Here is a 16,603-nt window from a genome sequence, read left to right as displayed (position 1 = left end):
ACATTACGCCTGATGACCCGAACTGAAACGGGGTTCGACGGCACGGTTTGGATCATTTTCCGATGACGCCGCAACCACCGCTCCCCGCACGGGAGCTGCGAGGACCCGCCCGGTGCACGCCAGCACGAGCAGCGAGACGAAACCCGCCACCCCCGGCACCGCGAAGCCCCACAGGGCCCCGCCGCGCTCCACGACGGGCCCCGCCAGACCCGTACCCACCGAGGCACCCACCGTGAACGTCGTCACCAGCCATGAGAACGCCTCCGTCACCGTCCCCCGCGGCGCGTGCACATCGACGAGGACGAACGCACACGCGATGCACGGCGCCAGGAACACCCCCGCCACGACCGTCAGCAGCACCATGGCCACCGCGCCCGGCATCAGCAGCAACGGCAGGTAACAGACCGCCAGCAGCGCCACCAGCACCCGCAGTCGCCGCGCCGGCTCACCGGCCCACCGCCGCGCCCCGTACACCACACCCCCGACCAGCGCACCCAGCCCCAGAGCGGCCATCAGCCACCCGTACACGGCGTCACCACCGTGCTCGTCCGCGTACGGCACCGACGCGACCGTGATCGACCCGAGCGCCATGCCGATGAACAGGAACGCCCCCAGCAACGCCAGCAGCCCGCCCGAACGCAACGCGCCCAGCCAGTGCGCCTCCCGCGGCGCCGACCGCCACGCGCGCGAGGGCGGCGACACCACCACGGACAGCGCGCCCAGCACACCGAGGCCGTTCAGCACCAGCAGGGCCGCCTGCGGCGACCACAGCGACACGCACACCGTCACCAGCAGCGGCCCGACGGTGAACATGATCTCCTGCGCCACGGCGTCCATCGCGTACGCCGTGTGCACCTGGTCCTCCTTGCCCAGCACGCTCGGCCACAACGCCCGCAGCCCGCCCTCCAGCGGGGGCGTGAACAGCCCGGCCGCCCCCACGGCCGCATACGCGAGCACAGCCGTCCCGGTGCCCGCGAAGGCGAACGCGGCCATCGCGAGCGCCGACAGCACCGCGGCCGGCAGCTGAATCCGCGGCTGCCCGTGCAGGTCCACCAGCCGCCCCAGCACCGGCTGCCCCACGGCGTTCGCCACGCCGTACACCGCCGCCAGCGCCCCCGCGAGGCTGTACGAGCCGCCCTCGGCCCGCACGAACAGCACGATCGCGATCGCCGCGGTCGCGTTGGGCAACCGCCCGACCAGCGTGCCGGCCAGCAGCCGTACGGCATGCCGCGCCCGGAGAATGTCGAGATAACCGGCGACCACGGCGCACCTCCCTGGTTTCCACTCACACAAGTGTTACGTATAACGTCCGCTGCCATACGTACCATGTCGCCTGTTCAGCAGTCCAGACGAAAGCGCAGGCGAACGGTGGCACGAGGCAGCACCCGCCCCACGAGCCGGGACGTCGCCCAGGCCGCCGGCGTCTCCCAGGCGGCCGTCTCCCTGGTCCTCGGCGACAAATGGCGCGGCCGCGTCTCCGAACCGACGGCCCAACGAGTCCGCGAGGCCGCCTCGGAACTGGGCTACCGCCCCAACCTCGCCGCCCGCAACCTCCGCCTCGGCCGCACCCGCACCGTCCTGCTGGTCGTCCCCGCGCTCACCACGGAGTTCTTCGCCGAGGTCTACACCGGGGCCGCCCGGGTCGCCGCCGCACACGGCTTCGGCGTGGTCCTCTACCCGTCACCCGAAGGCGTCGGCCCCGCCCGGGACCCCTTCGCCTCCGCGCAGGCCGCGCTCGACGGCGTCATCGCCTCCTCCATGGCCGCCGACGCGCTCACCGCCATCCGCGGCGACCAGCTCCCCCTCGTCATGCTCGACAGCGACCCCGAGGGCAGCCTCGGCGCCGCCACGGTCAACCTCGACATCGCCGACGGCATCCGCCAGGTCACCGAGCACCTGCTGTCACTGGGCCACCGCAGCTTCCTCCACCTCGCGGCCGACATCCCCTCCTGGACCTTCGAGGTACGCGCCCGCGAACTGGCCACACGCCTCGCCGACGTCCCCGGCACCGAGCTGCGCACCATCCGCGCCCCCATCTCCATCGAGGGCGCCCTGACCGCCACCGAGACCGCCCTCGCCGCGCCCGGGCCCCGGCCCACGGCGCTGGTCTGCGACGACGACAAACTGGCCGCCGGCGCCTACAAGGCCGTCCGGCGCGCCGGACTCCGCGTCCCCGACGACCTGTCCGTCACCGGCCTCGACGACCTCGGCCTCGCCACCGCCATCGACCCCGAACTCACCACCGTCCGCCTCGACGCGGAGGCCTTCGGCGAACGCGGCATGCGGGCACTGCTGGCGGTACTGGAAGGCAGGCCCCCCGAGAAGGGGGACCTGCCGGTAAGCCTGGTGGTACGGGGGTCCACGGCGGCGCCGCGATGACCCGATGAGGTGAGCCCTTACTACTCCTCGTCCGACCCGGAGCCGGAGCCGGTCGCGCTGTCGGTGTCGGAATCGGTGTCGGTCGCGCTCTCCTCCGACGCCTCACCCGCGCCGGAATCCAGCAGCCGTGACAGCTGACCGCCCACGATGCGCTTGAACTTGCGCTGCTGCGGACGCGTCCGGTCCAGGACCGCGACCTCCAGCCGCTCCGCCGGAATCTCCCGCTCACTGCCGTTCGTGTCGCGGGACAGCGCCTGCACCGCCAGCCTCAGCGCCTCGGCCAGCGTCATGCCGTCCCGGTGCCGCTGATCCAGGTACCCGCTGATCTGCTCCGCGTTGCCGCCGACCGCCACCGAACCGTGCTCGTCGACGATCGAACCGTCGTGCGGCAGCCGGTAGATCTGGTCGTTCTCCGGGCTGTCCCCGACCTCCGCGACGACCAGTTCCACCTCGTACGGCTTCTCGGCCTGGCTGGAGAAGATCGTGCCCAGCGTCTGGGCGTACACGTTGGCCAGACCCCGCGCCGTCACGTCGTCACGGTCGTAGGTGTAACCCCGCAGGTCGGCGTAGCGCACGCCACCGATCCGCAGGTTCTCGTACTCGTTGTACTTGCCGGCGGCCGCGAAGCCGATCCGGTCGTAGATCTCGCTGAACTTGTGCAGCGCACGGGACGGATTCTCACCGACGAACACGATGCCGTCGGCGTACTGCAGCACCACCAGGCTGCGGCCACGCGCGATGCCCTTGCGGGCGTACTCCGCCCGGTCGGCCATCGCCTGCTGAGGAGATACATAGAACGGCGTCGACACCGGTTATCCGTCCCTTCCTGTCGAAATCACTGGACCACCTGACAACGAAGACCCGCGCCCGCTACAGCAGCGCGGCCCGCGGACCGTCGGGCTGCTCCAGCCGGGCCTGAAGCACCGAGCCGGCCAGCTCCGCGGCCTCGTCCTCACCGAGCCGGCGGAAACCGTCCTCGGTGATCACAGTGATGATCGGATAGATCCGGCGGGCGACATCGGGACCACCGGTCGCCGAGTCGTCGTCGGCCGCGTCGTACAGCGCCTGCACCACGAGCGTCGTGGCCTGCTCCTCGGTCAGGTCGTCACGGAACAGCTTCTTCATCGCACCGCGCGCGAAGACCGAGCCCGAACCCGTGGTCGCGTAGCTCCGCTCCTCGGACCGGCCGCCCGTCACGTCGTACGAGAAGATGCGGCCCCTGCCCCGGTCCACGTCGTACCCGGCGAACAGCGGCACGACGGCCAGCCCCTGCATCGCCATGCCCAGGTTGGACCGGATCATCGTCGACAGGCGGTTCGCCTTGCCCTCCAGGGACAGCTGCGCGCCCTCGACCTTCTCGAAGTGCTCCAGCTCCAGCTGGAACAGCTTCACCATCTCCACGGCCAGGCCGGCCGTACCGGCGATGCCCACCGCCGAGTACTCGTCGGCCGGGAAGACCTTCTCGATGTCCCGCTGGGCGATCATGTTGCCCATGGTGGCCCGGCGGTCACCGGCGAGGACGACACCGCCGGGGAACGTCACCGCCACGATCGTGGTGCCGTGCGGTGCCTCGATGACGCCCTGCACCGGCGGGAGCTGCCGGTTGCCCGGGAGGATCTCCGGCTGGTGCTCACCGAGGAAGTCCATGAAGGAGGAGGACCCGGGCGTCAGGAAGGCAGCTGGTAGACGCCCGGTGCTACGAGTGTTGGCTTCCACGCGATTCCTTCCACGTAAGCGGCAGCCCGCCTTATGGCATCGGGCCGATCCTTGAACTGCCCCAGCGCAGCATTGCAGCTGAAGCACAGTACGCCACGGACCCTACCCGTCTCGTGGCAGTGATCCACATGTGCGGCGGGAGCGGCAAGACATATGCAGCAGACGCCGCCCTGTTCGGCGATCAACTGATCGCGCTCGGCTTCGGTGAGGCCGTATTTCCGCTTCAGGTGGTCCTGTCGCAGCAACGGCGCACGGCATGCCTTGCAACGGCTCGACAAGCCGTCGGGCGCACTGCGCTTGAGGTGCCATTCGCTCCGCGGCTTGATCTGGTCACACCCACGGCAGAGCTTGTGCCCTTCAGGAACGTCCCGCTTCTCGCGGACCGTCTTCCCAAGAGCCTCCCGGCGGCGCCGGTAGCGCGCAGCGGAATACTCGGCCACGCACTCCCGGCACCACACCTGGAGACCGTCACGCCGGTTCTTGTCGCGCGCGAAGTCACCAGGGCACAAGTCTCGCTTGCACTGCCTGCACCACTTCGCGTCCGGCGCTTCAGCCATCCCCCCACACCTTCACTTCAAAGCCAGAGTGGGCGACAGACCTTCACTCTCCACCTTTTTGCACGAAGCTTCGAACGAAATCCTCGGCATTCTCCTCGAGTACGTCGTCGATCTCGTCCAGGACGGAGTCCACGTCGTCGTTCAGCTTTTCCTGGCGTTCCTTGAGGTCCTCCGATGCCTGCGCGTCCTGCGCCTGCTCCTCGACCTCCTCGGTGGACCGCGTGGCCTTCTGCTGCCCGCCGCTGGTGTCCTTGGTCGCCATCACCCTCACCCCGCTCGGTTCGCCCGACACAGTTGCTCGGTCAAGATCAGACCCTACAAGTCCGGTCCGACATCGGCCCCGCACTTCCTCCAACGTACGGGGACCATCTCCATGGTTCCCGGACCTGGGATATTCCACCCTGTCCGGCTGTCTACTCCCCGGTACCCGCTCGGGCCGCTCACCCGCCGGACAGAACCCTGACCAGGTCGTCGGCGGTGCGGCAGCGGTCCAGGAGCTCCTTGACGTGATTACGCGTTCCGCGAAGCGGTTCCAGGGTTGGAACCCGCTGGAGCGAGTCCCGGCCCGGCAGGTCGAAGATCACCGAGTCCCAGGAGGCCGCCGCGACGTCGTCCGCGTACTGCTCCAGGCAGCGTCCGCGGAAGTAGGCGCGGGTGTCCTCCGGCGGCTTCGTGCGGGCCCGCTCGACCTCGTTCTCGTCCAGCAGGCGCTTGATGCGGCCGCGGTCCACGAGACGGTTGTAGAGGCCCTTGTCGGGCCGTACGTCGGCGTACTGGAGGTCGACGAGGTGCAGCCGGGCGGCGTCCCAGTCGACGTTGTCGCGGCGGCGGTAGCCCTCCATGAGTTCGCGCTTGGCGACCCAGTCCAGTTCGCCGGCCAGGCTCATCGGGTCGTTCTCGAGCCGGTTGAGGGTGTCCTCCCAGCGGCCGAGCACGTCCTTGGTCTGGTCGTCGGCGTCCGCGCCGTAGCGTTCCTCGACGTACTTGCGAGCCAGTTCGTAGTACTCCATCTGGAGCTGCACGGCGGTCAGCGTGCGGCCGCTGCGCAGGGTGACCAGGTGCTTGAGGCTCGGGTCGTGGGAGACCTGGTGGAGGGTGCGTACGGGCTGGTCGACGGCGAGGTCGACGGCGATGAAGCCGTCTTCGATCATGGACAGGACCAGGGCCGTCGTGCCGAGTTTCAGGTACGTCGAGATCTCGGACAGGTTCGCGTCGCCGATGATCACGTGCAGGCGGCGCCACTTCTCGGCGTCGGCGTGCGGTTCGTCGCGGGTGTTGATGATGGGGCGCTTCAGCGTCGTCTCCAGGCCGACCTCGACCTCGAAGTAGTCGGCGCGCTGGCTGAGCTGGAAGCCGTGTTCGTGGCCGTCCTGGCCGATGCCGACGCGGCCGGCGCCGGTGAAGACCTGGCGGGAGACGAAGAAGGGGGTCAGGTGGCGCACGATGTCCGAGAAGGCGGTCTCCCGCTTCATCAGGTAGTTCTCGTGCGTGCCGTAGGAGGCGCCCTTGTTGTCGGTGTTGTTCTTGTAGAGGTGGATGGGCTGGGCGCCGGGGAGCTGGGCGGCGCGTTCGGCGGCTTCGGCCATGATGCGTTCGCCGGCCTTGTCCCACAGGACGGCGTCGCGCGGGTTGGTGACCTCGGGAGCGCTGTATTCGGGGTGGGCGTGGTCGACGTAGAGCCGTGCTCCGTTGGTGAGGATGACGTTGGCGAGGCCGATGTCCTCGTCGGTGAGCTGGCTGTTGTCGGCGTTTTCGCGGGCGAGGTCGAAGCCTCGCGCGTCCCGGAGCGGGTTCTCCTCCTCGAAGTCCCAGCGGGCCCGGCGGGCCCGGTGCATCGCCGCCGCGTAGGCGTTGACGATCTGGGACGAGGTGAGCATGGCATTGGCGTTGGGGTGGCCGGGGACGGAGATTCCGTACTCCGTCTCGATGCCCATTACTCGCCGTACGGTCATGCGGCCCTCCTAGCCCGGCAGCGCCCGTAGTGGGCGTCGCTCAAGTACCGCTGGCGCTCCGATGCGTGTGCGGTGCCCGTCCCCGCAGTGCGCGACTCGGCGGTATGGAAGAGCCTAGAACGCATTTGCGCTGGCGGGGAGATCATTTGCGTCATTGCCTTGCTCCAGCCGGGGCTCCGGAAAACAGTCGGCTGCGGGTACCCGGTGAGGGCACCCGCAGCCGCCCAGCCTTTTACAGGTACTGACCGGTGTTTGCCACCGTGTCGATGGAGCGTCCGGTGTCCGCGCCCTGCTTTCCGGTGACGAGCGTACGGATGTACACGATCCGTTCGCCCTTCTTTCCGGAGATGCGGGCCCAGTCGTCCGGGTTGGTGGTGTTGGGCAGGTCCTCGTTCTCCTTGAACTCGTCCACGCAGGCCTGGAGGAGGTGGGAGACGCGGAGGCCCTTCTGGTTCTTGTCGAGGAAGTCCTTGATCGCCATTTTCTTGGCGCGGCCCACGATGTTCTCGATCATGGCGCCGGAATTGAAGTCCTTGAAATAGAGGACTTCCTTGTCGCCGTTGGCGTAGGTGACTTCCAGGAAGCGGTTCTCCTCGGATTCGGCGTACATCTGTTCCACCGCCGTCTGGATCATGCTGGAGACGGTGGCCGCCTTGTCCTTCTCGTGCTCCGCGAGGTCGTCGGAGTGGAGGGGGAGGCGTTCGGTGAGGTACTTCCCGAAGATGTCCTTGGCCGCTTCGGCGTCCGGACGTTCGATCTTGATCTTCACGTCGAGCCGGCCGGGCCGCAGGATGGCGGGGTCGATCATGTCCTCGCGGTTGGAGGCGCCGATGACGACCACGTTCTGCAGGCCTTCCACGCCGTCGATCTCGGCGAGGAGCTGGGGGACGATGGTGTTCTCCACGTCCGAGCTGACGCCGGAGCCGCGGGTGCGGAAGAGGGATTCCATCTCGTCGAAGAAGACGATGACGGGGGTGCCCTCGCTGGCCTTCTCGCGGGCCCGCTGGAAGACGAGGCGGATCTGCCGCTCGGTCTCGCCGACGTATTTGTTGAGGAGCTCGGGGCCCTTGATGTTGAGGAAGAAGCTCTTGCCGGCGGCCTGGCCGGTGACCTCGGCGACCTTCTTGGCCAGCGAGTTGGCGACGGCCTTGGCGATGAGCGTCTTGCCGCATCCGGGCGGCCCGTAGAGCAGGACGCCCTTGGGCGGGCGCAGCTCGTGCTCCCGGAACAGGTCGGGGTAGAGGTAGGGGAGCTCGACCGCGTCGCGGATCATCTCGATCTGTCCGCCGAGGCCGCCGATCTGCTCGTAGCCGATGTCGGGGACCTCTTCGAGGACGAGTTCCTCGACCTCGCTCTTGGGGACGACCTCGTAGACGTAGCCGGAGCGGGGCTCGAGCAGCAGGGCGTCGCCGGGGCGGATGGTGAGGCCGCGCAGGGGCTCGGCGAGCCGGACCACCCTTTCCTCGTCGGTGTGGCCCAGTACCAGGGCGCGCTCGCCGTCCTCGAGGATCTCCTTGAGGGTGACGATGTCGCCGACGCTCTCGTACTCCATGGCCTCGACCACGTTGAGTGCTTCGTTGAGCATCACTTCCTGGCCGCGCCTCAGCTCGTCGAGCTCGACGCTCGGGCTGACGTTCACCCGGAGTTTGCGGCCGCCGGTGAAGATGTCGGCGGTGCCGTCCTCATTGGCCTGTAGGAAGACGCCGAAGCCGGCGGGTGGCTGGGCCAGCCGGTCGACTTCCTCCTTGAGGGCCACGATCTGGTCGCGGGCCTCGCGGAGGGTGCCGGCGAGTCGTTCGTTCTGGGCGGACACGCCGGCCAGGTTGGTCTGCAGTTCGACGATCCGCTCTTCGAGAATTCTCGTGTGCCGCGGAGATTCGGCGAGCTTGCGTCGCAGGACGGCGATCTCCTGCTCAAGGTAGGCCACCTGCCCGGCCGGGTCCTCGGACCCGCGTCCCGGGCGGATGCCGCGGTTCATGTCGTCGTCGTGGGCTGCCACGGTCCTCACCTCCTCCAAGGGGAGCTGGACGCTTCCAGACCCTACCTGGGTGGGTGTCGATTGAAACCCCTAGATCACAAAGACGGTAGGGGTGTGTCCGATCTTCACCCTTGCGCTCTCCCTCACGCCAGGGGAATACCCACGGAACGTGACGGGAACCCCGGCGAAGGTAGGGTCGAAGTGTTCAACACCCGTCGGAGCTGGCCGGATTCCCGGAGGGCTCGGCACAGGAAACGGCAGGAGCGATGAGCGTGCAGCAGGAGGCCGTTGGCGACGGCGAGGCTCTGGAGGTCTGGATCGACCAGGACCTGTGTACCGGTGACGGCATCTGCGCCCAGTACGCGCCCGAGGTGTTCGAGCTGGACATCGACGGTCTGGCCTATGTGAAGGGCGCGGGCGACGAGCTGTTGCAGGCGCCGGGGGCGGCAACGCCCGTGCCGCTGCCGCTTCTCACGGATGTGGTCGACTCGGTGAAGGAGTGTCCGGGCGAGTGCATCCATGTGCGTCGCGTTTCGGACAGGGCCGAGATCTACGGCCCGGACTCAGAGTGACCAAATCGTGACGTTGTGCGTACGCTCGGTGACTGCTGTCTGGTGTGTCACACCGCCTGCCCCGGGGGTACCGGTCAGACGGTGCGTGCCTGTGAGGGCGTGTCGCTGACGAACGTGCCGTTCTTCCACTGCCACTTCACGTCGTCGGTGACGTCGGGGCAGCAACTGGGCACGTCGGGCGTGGAGTAGCCGAGGAGCGTGGCGCGGACGACGGCGTCGCGCACCGAGAGTTCGGTGGCCGTGCGGCGGTCCTCGGGGTCGACGAGGGTGGCGACGACGCGGGGCTTGCCGTCGTCGTGGTTCCGCGTGATGACGTAGACGCCGTCGGGCGGGGTGCCCATGGGGGCGTCGCAGTGCACGACGGCCACGGTCTCGGGCCGACCGTCGCCGTCGAGGTCGCCGGAGGCCTTCTTCTGCACGACGGCTTCGACGGGGCCGCATTCCAGGGGGAAGGCCACGGTGGCGGGGTCGGGCGGTGCGATGGGGGCCGGCGCGCTTTTCGGACCGGCGGCGGCTGCCTGGCCCGCGGTCTGGGCCGCTGTGGCGGCGTCGGGCTGGAGGACCGAGGACAGGGCGACCACGCCGGCGACGGCCGTGGCGGTGGCGACCCAGTGGATCGGCCGGGTGTGCGTGTGCGAGAGCTCCGGAACGGCGGGGTGCTGCACGAGGAGTGTCTCCTGTGAGGGCTGTGCCGGTGGGGGTGGCCTGCATCGTGCCACACGTCACAGTGCGGGGGAACGGCGGGGTGGGTACTGGTACGGATTTCCCGCGGTGCCGCTTCTCTCGTGCTCGTGGGGGCCGGTCAACACGACGACGCCGTGGTGGAGTTCCGGGACGCTGCCGGAACTCCACCACGGCGTCGGTGCGTTGGGTGCGGTGCGGGGCCGCTTCAGCGGCCGGAGCCTCCGCCGGCGTTGGGGCCGTCGTAGTCCTCGCCGTAGGCGCCCTTGGCGGGGCGGCGGCGGCGCATGGGCGGCTCGACGCCGTCGGCGAGGCGCCGGGCGGTGAGCAGGAAGCCGGTGTGGCCGATCATCCGGTGGTCGGGGCGGACGGCGAGGCCCTCGACGTGCCAGTTGCGGATCATGGTCTCCCAGGAGGTCGGCTCGTTGAAGCAGCCGATCTCGCGGATGGACTCGACGGTCCGGGCGAGCTGGGTGGTGGTGGCGACGTAGCAGCACAGGATGCCGCCGGGCACGAGTGCCTTCTTGACGACGTCCAGGCACTCCCAGGGGGCGAGCATGTCGAGGATGACGCGGTCGACGTCGGTGTCGGACAGGTTGTCCTGGAGGTCGCCCACGGTGAGCTGCCAGGCGGGGTGCGGGCCGCCGAAGTAGCGCTGCACGTTCTGCTGGGCGATCTCGGCGAAGTCCTCGCGGCGCTCGTAGGAGTGCAGCATGCCCTGGTCGCCGATGGCGCGCAGCAGGAAGCTGCTGAGGGAGCCGGAGCCGACGCCGGCCTCGACGACGCGTGCGCCGGGGAAGATGTCGGCGAAGGCGAGGATCTGCCCCGCGTCCTTCGGGTAGACGACGGCTGCCCCGCGGGGCATGGACAGGACGTAGTCGGGGAGCAGGGGGCGCAGCGCGAGGTAGGCGACGTTCCCGGTGGTGCGGACGACGCTGCCCTCGGGAGCACCGATCAGTTCGTCGTGGGGGAAGGAACCCTTGTGGGTGTGGAAGTTCTTCCCGGCCTCGAGCGTGAACGTGTAGTGGCGGCCCTTGGGGTCGGTCAGCTGAACCTGGTCCCCGACCTTGAAGGGCCCGCGCCTGCGGGCGGCACCGGTCGGTTCGGACATGTGACCAGCCTACCGGTCCTGGCGGGGACCGCCGACCACCGCTTCGGGAGAGCGGTCCTCAGGAGGGGCGGGCCATGGCCTTGACGAAGGCGCGCTCGACGTCGGCGGCGGACAGGACGCCGTAGATCTCGCCAGTCTCCTCGACGACGAGGTATTCGGTGGCGGGGTTGGCGCGCAGGGCGTCGAGCAGTTCCTCGCCGGACAGTTCGGCGGAGACGCGCATGCCGTCGGTGAGGTCCTGGGCGAGGGTGCTGACCGCTACCCAGGGGCGGCGGTGTTCGGGTACGCCGACGATGGCGGCCTCGCGGACCAGTGACGCGGGGGTGCCGTCGGCGTCGACGACGACGAGGGCGCGGGCGCCGGAGGCGTTGGCGCGGCGCAGGGCCTCGGAGAGGGGGGTGTCGGCCTCGACGGGGACGGCGCGCCGGGTGAGGGCGCGGGCGCGCAGTTCGGGGAGGTGTTCGCGCAGGCGGGCCATGCGGAGGCTGTTTCCGGCGCCGGTCCAGATGATCGCGGCGAGGATGGCGGCGAGCAGGGCGTCCATGACGGTGTCCATGCCGACGTCGTCGGCGGAGGCGCTGCCGAGGGACTGGGTGAGCAGCGGCAGGCCGATCAGTACGGCGATGGCGAGGGCGCGGCCGACCCAGGCGGCGGCGACGGTGCCGCTCATGGGCTTGCCGGTGATCTTCCAGACGACGGCGCGGAGCATGCGGCCGCCGTCGAGGGGGAGGCCGGGCAGCAGGTTGAAGGCGGCCACGATGAGGTTGGAGACCATCAGGCCGGCCAGGAGGACGCCGGGGACGCTGTCGGGTTCGACGGGGAGCAGGGCGGCGTAGAAGACGCCGGACAGGACGAGGGAGAGCAGGGGGCCGACGAAGGCCAGCACGAATTCGCGGCCGGGGGTCTCGGCTTCCTTCTCGATCTCGGAGACGCCGCCGAAGAACTGGAGCTGGATGCGGCGGACGGGGAGTTTGAAGCGGAGGGCGGCGACGGTGTGGGCGAGTTCGTGGACGAGGACGGAGGCGTAGAAGGCGACGGCGAAGAAGAGGGAGACGAGGTAGCGGGCGGCGCCGAGCTCGGGCAGGACGCGGTCGAGCTGGCCGCCGAAGACCCAGGTGATCAGGGCGGCGACGAGGAACCAGCTGGGGGCGACGTACACGGGCACGCCGAAGGGGCGGCCCATGAGCAGTCCGCCGCCCGGTTCGGGCCGGCGCTGCGGTGGCCGTCCCGGCCCGCCCGCGCCGGGGGTGTGGGCTTCGGTGCGGTGGCGCGGGGTGCCGGTGCCGTGGGCGGCGTGCCGGTGGTCCGCGGGCGGTTCGGAGGGCTCGGGCGAGGGCTCGGCGGGGCGGTCGTGGTCGTGGTCGTCGTGGCCGGAGGGCCGTGGCGAGCGGGCGCCGGGGCCGTTTTCGCCGCCGACGGACGGATCCGCCGACGGCGGAGGAGTCGCGGCGTCTCCGGGCGCCGGCTGCTCCGGCGGTTCTCCCGCCGTGGCGCGTGCGGCGTCCGGGTCCGGGTTCCGGGGCGCGGCGTCCTGGGTGGTCCGGTCGGGCCGGTCGGGCGGGGTGGAGGCTTCGGCGGGGCTCTCCCCCGGTCGCGTGGGCGTCGGTGGGCCGGGATCCGGCGTGTCGGTGTGCGGCGTCCCGGCTGCCGGCGCCGGCCCCTCGTGGCCCGGTGGGTCCGGGTCCGCGGCTGTGGGGCCGGTGGGCTCCGGCTGTGCGGTGTCGTCGGGGCCGGGGGCCGGGGCCATGGGGTGTGCCCGGGGCTCGGCCGACTCGTCGTTGCCGGACCGCGGCTGCCCGCTCCCGCCGCTCACGTCCACGATGTCCCCTCGTTCGAAGCGTCTCCCGCCTGCCGGACGGGAGGGTCTCGTGTCGATGGTATGCGTCCGTCCCGGCCCGTTCAGCCCCGGCACCCCTGTGCCTGCCTTCCGTCACAGGGGTCACAGCCTGCGGGCTGGGCCGCTGTCAGTGGCCGGCCGTAAGGTCTGGGGGCATGGAGACGAGTACCGAGGATGTCGCGGAGGACGCCGGCGGATCCGCCCGACCGGCGGCGGCAGTGGCGGATCAGGCGGGCGTGGCGGTGGAACCGACGGTCGTGGCGGTGGACGCGTCGACCGAGGCGGTCTCACCCGCGTCCGTGGCGACAGCGCCCGCCTCGCTCTCGCCCTCGCGGGCCGGTGACTTCATGCAGTGCCCGCTGCTGTACCGGTTCCGGGTCATCGACCGGCTGCCGGAGAAGCCCAGTGAGGCGGCGACCAGGGGCACGCTGGTGCACGCGGTGCTGGAGCGGCTCTTCGACGCCCCCGGCGGCCGAGCGCACGGTGCCGCAGGCCAAGGCGCTGGTGCCGGGGCAGTGGGACCGGCTGCGGGAGAGCCGGCCGGAGGTCGGTGAGCTGTTCGCGGACGACCCGGAGGGTGAGCGGCTGGCGCAGTGGCTCTCGGAGGCGGAGCGGCTCGTCGAGCGCTGGTTCAGCCTGGAGGATCCGAGCCGGCTGGAGCCCGCCGAGCGGGAGCTGTTCGTCGAGGCCGAGCTGGATTCCGGGCTGCGGCTGCGCGGCATCATCGACCGGGTCGACGTGGCCCCCACCGGCGAGGTCCGGATCGTCGACTACAAGACGGGCAAGGCGCCCCGGCCGCAGTACGCGGAGGGCGCGCTGTTCCAGATGAAGTTCTACGCGCTGGTGGTGTGGCGGCTGAAGAAGGTCGTCCCGCGCCGTCTGCAGCTGGTCTATCTCGGCAGCGGTGACGTGCTCACGTACGACCCGGTCCTGGCCGACCTGGAGCGGGTCGAGCGCAAGCTGCTGGCGCTGTGGGAGGCGATCCGGCTGGCGACCGAGACGGGCGACTGGCGGCCGAGGCCCACGAAGCTGTGCGGCTGGTGCGATCACCAGGCGCACTGTCCGGAGTTCGGCGGCACTCCCCCGCCGTATCCGCTGCCGCTGAGGGCGGCCGACTCCGGCGGCACCGGTCAGGGCAGAATGGGGCCGGACTAGGTCCTGTCCCATGAAGGAGACTTACGTGGCCATCCGCGTCCTACTGGTCGACGACCAGCCGCTGCTGCGCACGGGCTTCCGGATGATTCTGGAGGCGGAGCAGGATCTCGCGGTCGTCGGCGAGGCCGGAGACGGCCTTCAGGCTCTCGACCAGGTGCGGGCGTTGCAGCCCGATGTGGTGCTGATGGACATCCGCATGCCGCGGATGGACGGTGTGGAGGCGACCCGGCAGATCACCGGGCCCGAGCGGGACGGCCCGGCGAAGGTGTTGGTGCTGACCACCTTCGATCTGGACGAGTACGTGGTGGAGGCGCTGAAGGCGGGCGCCAGCGGCTTCCTGCTCAAGGACGCTCCGGCCAACGAGCTGGTGCAGGCGATCCGCGTGGTGGCGGGCGGTGAGGCGATGCTCGCGCCGAGCATCACCCGGCGGCTGCTCGACAAGTACGCCACGCATCTGCCGTCCGGTGACGAGCCGGTGCCGGACACCCTGCACACGCTGACGGACCGTGAGGTCGAGGTGCTGAAGCTGGTGGCGCGCGGCCTGTCCAACGCGGAGATCGCCGCGGACCTGTTCGTCAGCGAGACGACGGTCAAGACCCATGTGGGCCACGTGCTGACCAAGCTGGGCCTGCGGGACCGGGTCCAGGCGGCGGTGTACGCGTACGAGAGCGGTCTGGTCCGTCCCGGCGCGCAGTAGCCGGTGCCTGCGGCGTCGCCGCTCGCGAGGCACGTGCACGCACCGAAGGGCGCCCTCTTCCGATCGGAGGAGGGCGCCCTTCGGGCTTGTCCGGTGCCGGCGTCAGCCGCTCACGCCCCGGCCCAGCTCCCAGAGCTGGAGCGAGGAGGAGGAGTTGAGGAGGTAGGCCGTGCCGGTGACGTCGTCACGGGTGGCGACGTACTGCTTGCCCTGCCACAGCGGGATCAGCGGAACGTCCTTGGCGGTGATGTTCTGGATCTCGGTGAGGCTGTCCACCGCGGAGAGCCGGTCGGCCTCGCCCCGGGACTCGGGGATCAGGTCGTTGATGATCTGCGCATTGGAGTACGGGATGTTGAGGGTGTTGCCCTTGTCGAGGAACGGCGCGACGAAGCTGTCGGCGTCCGGGAAGTCGGGGAACCAGCCCATGCCGAAGACGTCGTACTCCCGGTTCCGCTCCGCCTTGTGGAACTTCTCCCAGGGCGTGCCCTTGATGTCGACGTCGAACAGACCGCTGTCGTTCAGCTGCTTCTGGAGGTGCTCGAACTCCGGCTTGGTCGCGGCGCCGTAGTGGTCCGTCGTGTAGTGCATCGTCAGCTTGACGGGCGTGGTGATGTCCGCGTCCTCCAGCATCGCCTTCGCCTTGTCGACGCTGGCGTCGCCGTACTTGTTGAAGAACGAGTTGGAGTGGCCGGTGATGCCGGCCGGGACCATCGAGTACAGCGGTTCGGCCTGCGATCCGTAGACCGCGGAGACGAGTTCGCTGCGGTTGATGAGCTGGGCCATCGCCGTACGGACGGCCTTGTCCTTGACCGTCGACGCGTCCGTGTTGAAGGCGAGGTAGCGGATCTCGAGACCGGCCACCTCGACCAGGTCGACGTCGCCGTCCGTGGCCTTGGACAGGTTCTGGATCTGTTCCGGCGTCATCGCGCGGGTCATCACGTCGATGTCGCCCTTGTCGATGGCGTCGCCCATGGCGTCGGCGTCGGCGAAGGAGACGAGTTCGACCTTCTCGTTGTTCACCTTGAGACTCCCCTTGTAGTTGGGGTTCTTGGTGAACACGGCCTTGGTCATCTCGTCGCCCTTGACCTCGGCCTTCATCGTGTACGGGCCCGAGCCGGTCAGCTCGAAGCCGTCGCGCACCTTGTCCTTCTCGTAGTCGGCCGGGTTGACGATGCCGGCGACCGGCGTCGACAGCTTGAACGGGAAGGTGGCGTCGGCGGTGTTGAGGTGGAAGATGACCTCGCGGTCACCCTTCGTCTCGATGGTGTCCACGGTGGACAGCAGCGCGGCCACCCCGGTGTCCGCTTCGATCTTCCGGACGCGCTCGATGGAGTACTTCACGTCCTCCGCGGTGACGGGGTCGCCGTTGGCGAACTCCAGGCCGTCCCGCAGGGTGCAGGCATAGCGCTCGTTGCCGGTGTCGGTGAACCCGCACTGCTCGGCGGCCTCGGGGACGGGTTCGCCGTCGCCGCGGGGCAGCACCATCAGCGTCTGCGAGGTCTGGCGCATGATGTTCCAGGCGCCGACGTCGTAGGCGTACGCCGGGTCGAAGGGCGCCGGCATCGCGTCCAGGCTGAACCGGTCCGTGGTGCCGACGACGATCGCGTCCCCGCCGCCGCTGCCGCTGTCCGATCCTCCGCAGGCGGCGAGCACCGGCGCGAGCAGGCCGACGACGGCCGGCAGCACCAAAGTCTTGCGGTTCATGCTCGAGTTTCTCCAGAGCTGTCGGTCCGTGTATCCGGCATGCAGGGGTGTCGCGGCGGATCACGGGGGTAGTGGCCGATGTTCTCGCGTCGAGATTAGTCCGCGCCCGCACGGGGGCTCGCAGCCACCGGAGTTGAGTGCTCATCACGGAGCGAAACCGGGTGTGGACACACCGAAAACCCGACAGTGGAAGGATTAGTGCAGGGTTTCACCAATCAGGACACAAGGTCTCCTCGACAACGTTCGCCAAGCCGGACGGGGCAC

At 69.7% G+C, this 16,603-nt stretch carries 15 protein-coding genes and 1 pseudogene; 4 read left to right on the top strand and 12 right to left on the bottom strand.

The window, feature by feature from the left end:
- Positions 1-3: 3 nt before the first annotated feature.
- Positions 4-1,263: an MFS transporter gene (locus tag OHA99_RS29960; RefSeq protein ID WP_153180645.1), complete on the bottom strand. Its 1,260-nt coding sequence runs from the start codon at positions 1,261-1,263 to the stop codon at positions 4-6.
- A 105-nt stretch (positions 1,264-1,368) separates the two neighbouring features.
- On the opposite strand from OHA99_RS29960, the gene OHA99_RS29955 reads away from it, so the two are divergent.
- Positions 1,369-2,379: a LacI family DNA-binding transcriptional regulator gene (locus OHA99_RS29955; RefSeq protein ID WP_194280150.1), complete on the top strand. Its 1,011-nt coding sequence runs from the start codon at positions 1,369-1,371 to the stop codon at positions 2,377-2,379.
- Between the two features lie 20 nt (positions 2,380-2,399).
- Here OHA99_RS29955 and prcA read toward each other — a convergent pair whose 3' ends face one another.
- The 6 genes from prcA to arc form a co-directional block, all read right to left on the bottom strand.
- Positions 2,400-3,188 carry a proteasome subunit alpha gene (gene prcA, locus OHA99_RS29950; protein WP_405698385.1) on the bottom strand — a complete coding sequence of 263 codons (789 nt, stop codon included), beginning with the start codon at positions 3,186-3,188 and terminating at the stop codon, positions 2,400-2,402.
- 61 nt (positions 3,189-3,249) lie between these two features.
- Positions 3,250-4,095: a proteasome subunit beta gene (gene prcB / locus OHA99_RS29945; protein ID WP_042825844.1), complete on the bottom strand. Its 846-nt coding sequence runs from the start codon at positions 4,093-4,095 to the stop codon at positions 3,250-3,252.
- Positions 4,047-4,652: an endonuclease VII domain-containing protein gene (locus OHA99_RS29940; RefSeq protein ID WP_153180641.1), complete on the bottom strand. Its 606-nt coding sequence runs from the start codon at positions 4,650-4,652 to the stop codon at positions 4,047-4,049. Before OHA99_RS29940 ends, prcB begins: the two co-directional genes overlap by 49 nt.
- Positions 4,653-4,695: 43 nt before the next feature.
- Positions 4,696-4,914, bottom strand: coding sequence for a ubiquitin-like protein Pup (locus OHA99_RS29935; RefSeq protein ID WP_102932338.1), 219 nt, complete (start codon positions 4,912-4,914; stop codon positions 4,696-4,698).
- 178 nt (positions 4,915-5,092) lie between these two features.
- Positions 5,093-6,604 (bottom strand): depupylase/deamidase Dop, encoded by a 1,512-nt coding sequence (gene dop / locus OHA99_RS29930; RefSeq protein WP_338106090.1) that lies wholly within the window; start codon positions 6,602-6,604, stop codon positions 5,093-5,095.
- Positions 6,605-6,836: 232 nt separating this feature from the next.
- A complete protein-coding gene (arc, locus tag OHA99_RS29925) occupies positions 6,837-8,603 on the bottom strand; it encodes a proteasome ATPase (protein WP_007447848.1) in 1,767 nt (588 codons plus the stop codon).
- A gap of 245 nt (positions 8,604-8,848) precedes the next feature.
- Here arc and OHA99_RS29920 point away from each other — a divergent pair, with 245 nt between their 5' ends.
- On the top strand, positions 8,849-9,154 hold the full coding sequence (locus OHA99_RS29920) for a ferredoxin (RefSeq protein WP_153180639.1): 306 nt from the start codon (positions 8,849-8,851) through the stop codon (positions 9,152-9,154).
- Between the two features lie 74 nt (positions 9,155-9,228).
- On the opposite strand, the gene OHA99_RS29915 is transcribed toward OHA99_RS29920, so the two are convergent.
- The 4 genes from OHA99_RS29915 to OHA99_RS29900 all read right to left on the bottom strand — a co-directional run bounded on the left by OHA99_RS29915 (position 9,229) and on the right by OHA99_RS29900 (position 13,210).
- Positions 9,229-9,819, bottom strand: a complete 591-nt coding sequence (locus OHA99_RS29915; RefSeq protein WP_153180638.1) for a hypothetical protein — start codon at positions 9,817-9,819, stop codon at positions 9,229-9,231.
- Between the two features lie 224 nt (positions 9,820-10,043).
- Positions 10,044-10,946, bottom strand: coding sequence for a tRNA (adenine-N1)-methyltransferase (locus OHA99_RS29910; RefSeq protein WP_007447851.1), 903 nt, complete (start codon positions 10,944-10,946; stop codon positions 10,044-10,046).
- 58 nt (positions 10,947-11,004) lie between these two features.
- Positions 11,005-12,765 carry a site-2 protease family protein gene (locus OHA99_RS29905; RefSeq protein WP_381498274.1) on the bottom strand — a complete coding sequence of 587 codons (1,761 nt, stop codon included), beginning with the start codon at positions 12,763-12,765 and terminating at the stop codon, positions 11,005-11,007.
- Positions 12,766-13,009: 244 nt separating this feature from the next.
- Positions 13,010-13,210, bottom strand: a complete 201-nt coding sequence (locus OHA99_RS29900) for a hypothetical protein (RefSeq protein ID WP_405699062.1) — start codon at positions 13,208-13,210, stop codon at positions 13,010-13,012.
- On the opposite strand from OHA99_RS29900, the pseudogene OHA99_RS29895 reads away from it, so the two are divergent.
- Positions 13,131-13,938 (top strand): annotated as a pseudogene (locus OHA99_RS29895) (RecB family exonuclease). The gene OHA99_RS29900 and the pseudogene OHA99_RS29895 overlap by 80 nt on opposite strands.
- A 25-nt stretch (positions 13,939-13,963) precedes the next feature.
- Positions 13,964-14,635, top strand: coding sequence for a response regulator transcription factor (locus OHA99_RS29890; protein ID WP_007447882.1), 672 nt, complete (start codon positions 13,964-13,966; stop codon positions 14,633-14,635).
- Positions 14,636-14,737: 102 nt separating this feature from the next.
- Here the strand turns inward: OHA99_RS29890 and OHA99_RS29885 are convergent, their stop codons facing one another.
- Positions 14,738-16,339, bottom strand: a complete 1,602-nt coding sequence (locus tag OHA99_RS29885) for an ABC transporter substrate-binding protein (RefSeq protein WP_153180637.1) — start codon at positions 16,337-16,339, stop codon at positions 14,738-14,740.
- Positions 16,340-16,603: the final 264 nt, after the last annotated feature.

This window comes from Streptomyces coelicoflavus, from assembly GCF_045041415.1.
Taxonomy (GTDB): Bacteria; Actinomycetota; Actinomycetes; order Streptomycetales; family Streptomycetaceae; genus Streptomyces; species Streptomyces coelicoflavus.
The sequence above is the reverse complement of the archived record's forward strand: the minus strand, read 5'-3'. Positions and strand labels throughout refer to the sequence as shown.

Bases quoted from the DNA above. Each gene is read 5' to 3' on its own strand.
- OHA99_RS29935 (WP_102932338.1), bottom strand. From the start codon at position 4,914: ATGGCGACCAAGGACACCAGCGGCGGGCAGCAGAAGGCCACGCGGTCC.
- OHA99_RS29940 (WP_153180641.1), bottom strand. From the start codon at position 4,652: ATGGCTGAAGCGCCGGACGCGAAGTGGTGCAGGCAGTGCAAGCGAGAC.
- dop (WP_338106090.1), bottom strand. From the start codon at position 6,604: ATGACCGTACGGCGAGTAATGGGCATCGAGACGGAGTACGGAATCTCC.
- OHA99_RS29885 (WP_153180637.1), bottom strand. From the start codon at position 16,339: ATGAACCGCAAGACTTTGGTGCTGCCGGCCGTCGTCGGCCTGCTCGCG.
- OHA99_RS29910 (WP_007447851.1), bottom strand. From the start codon at position 10,946: ATGTCCGAACCGACCGGTGCCGCCCGCAGGCGCGGGCCCTTCAAGGTC.
- OHA99_RS29920 (WP_153180639.1), top strand. From the start codon at position 8,849: ATGAGCGTGCAGCAGGAGGCCGTTGGCGACGGCGAGGCTCTGGAGGTC.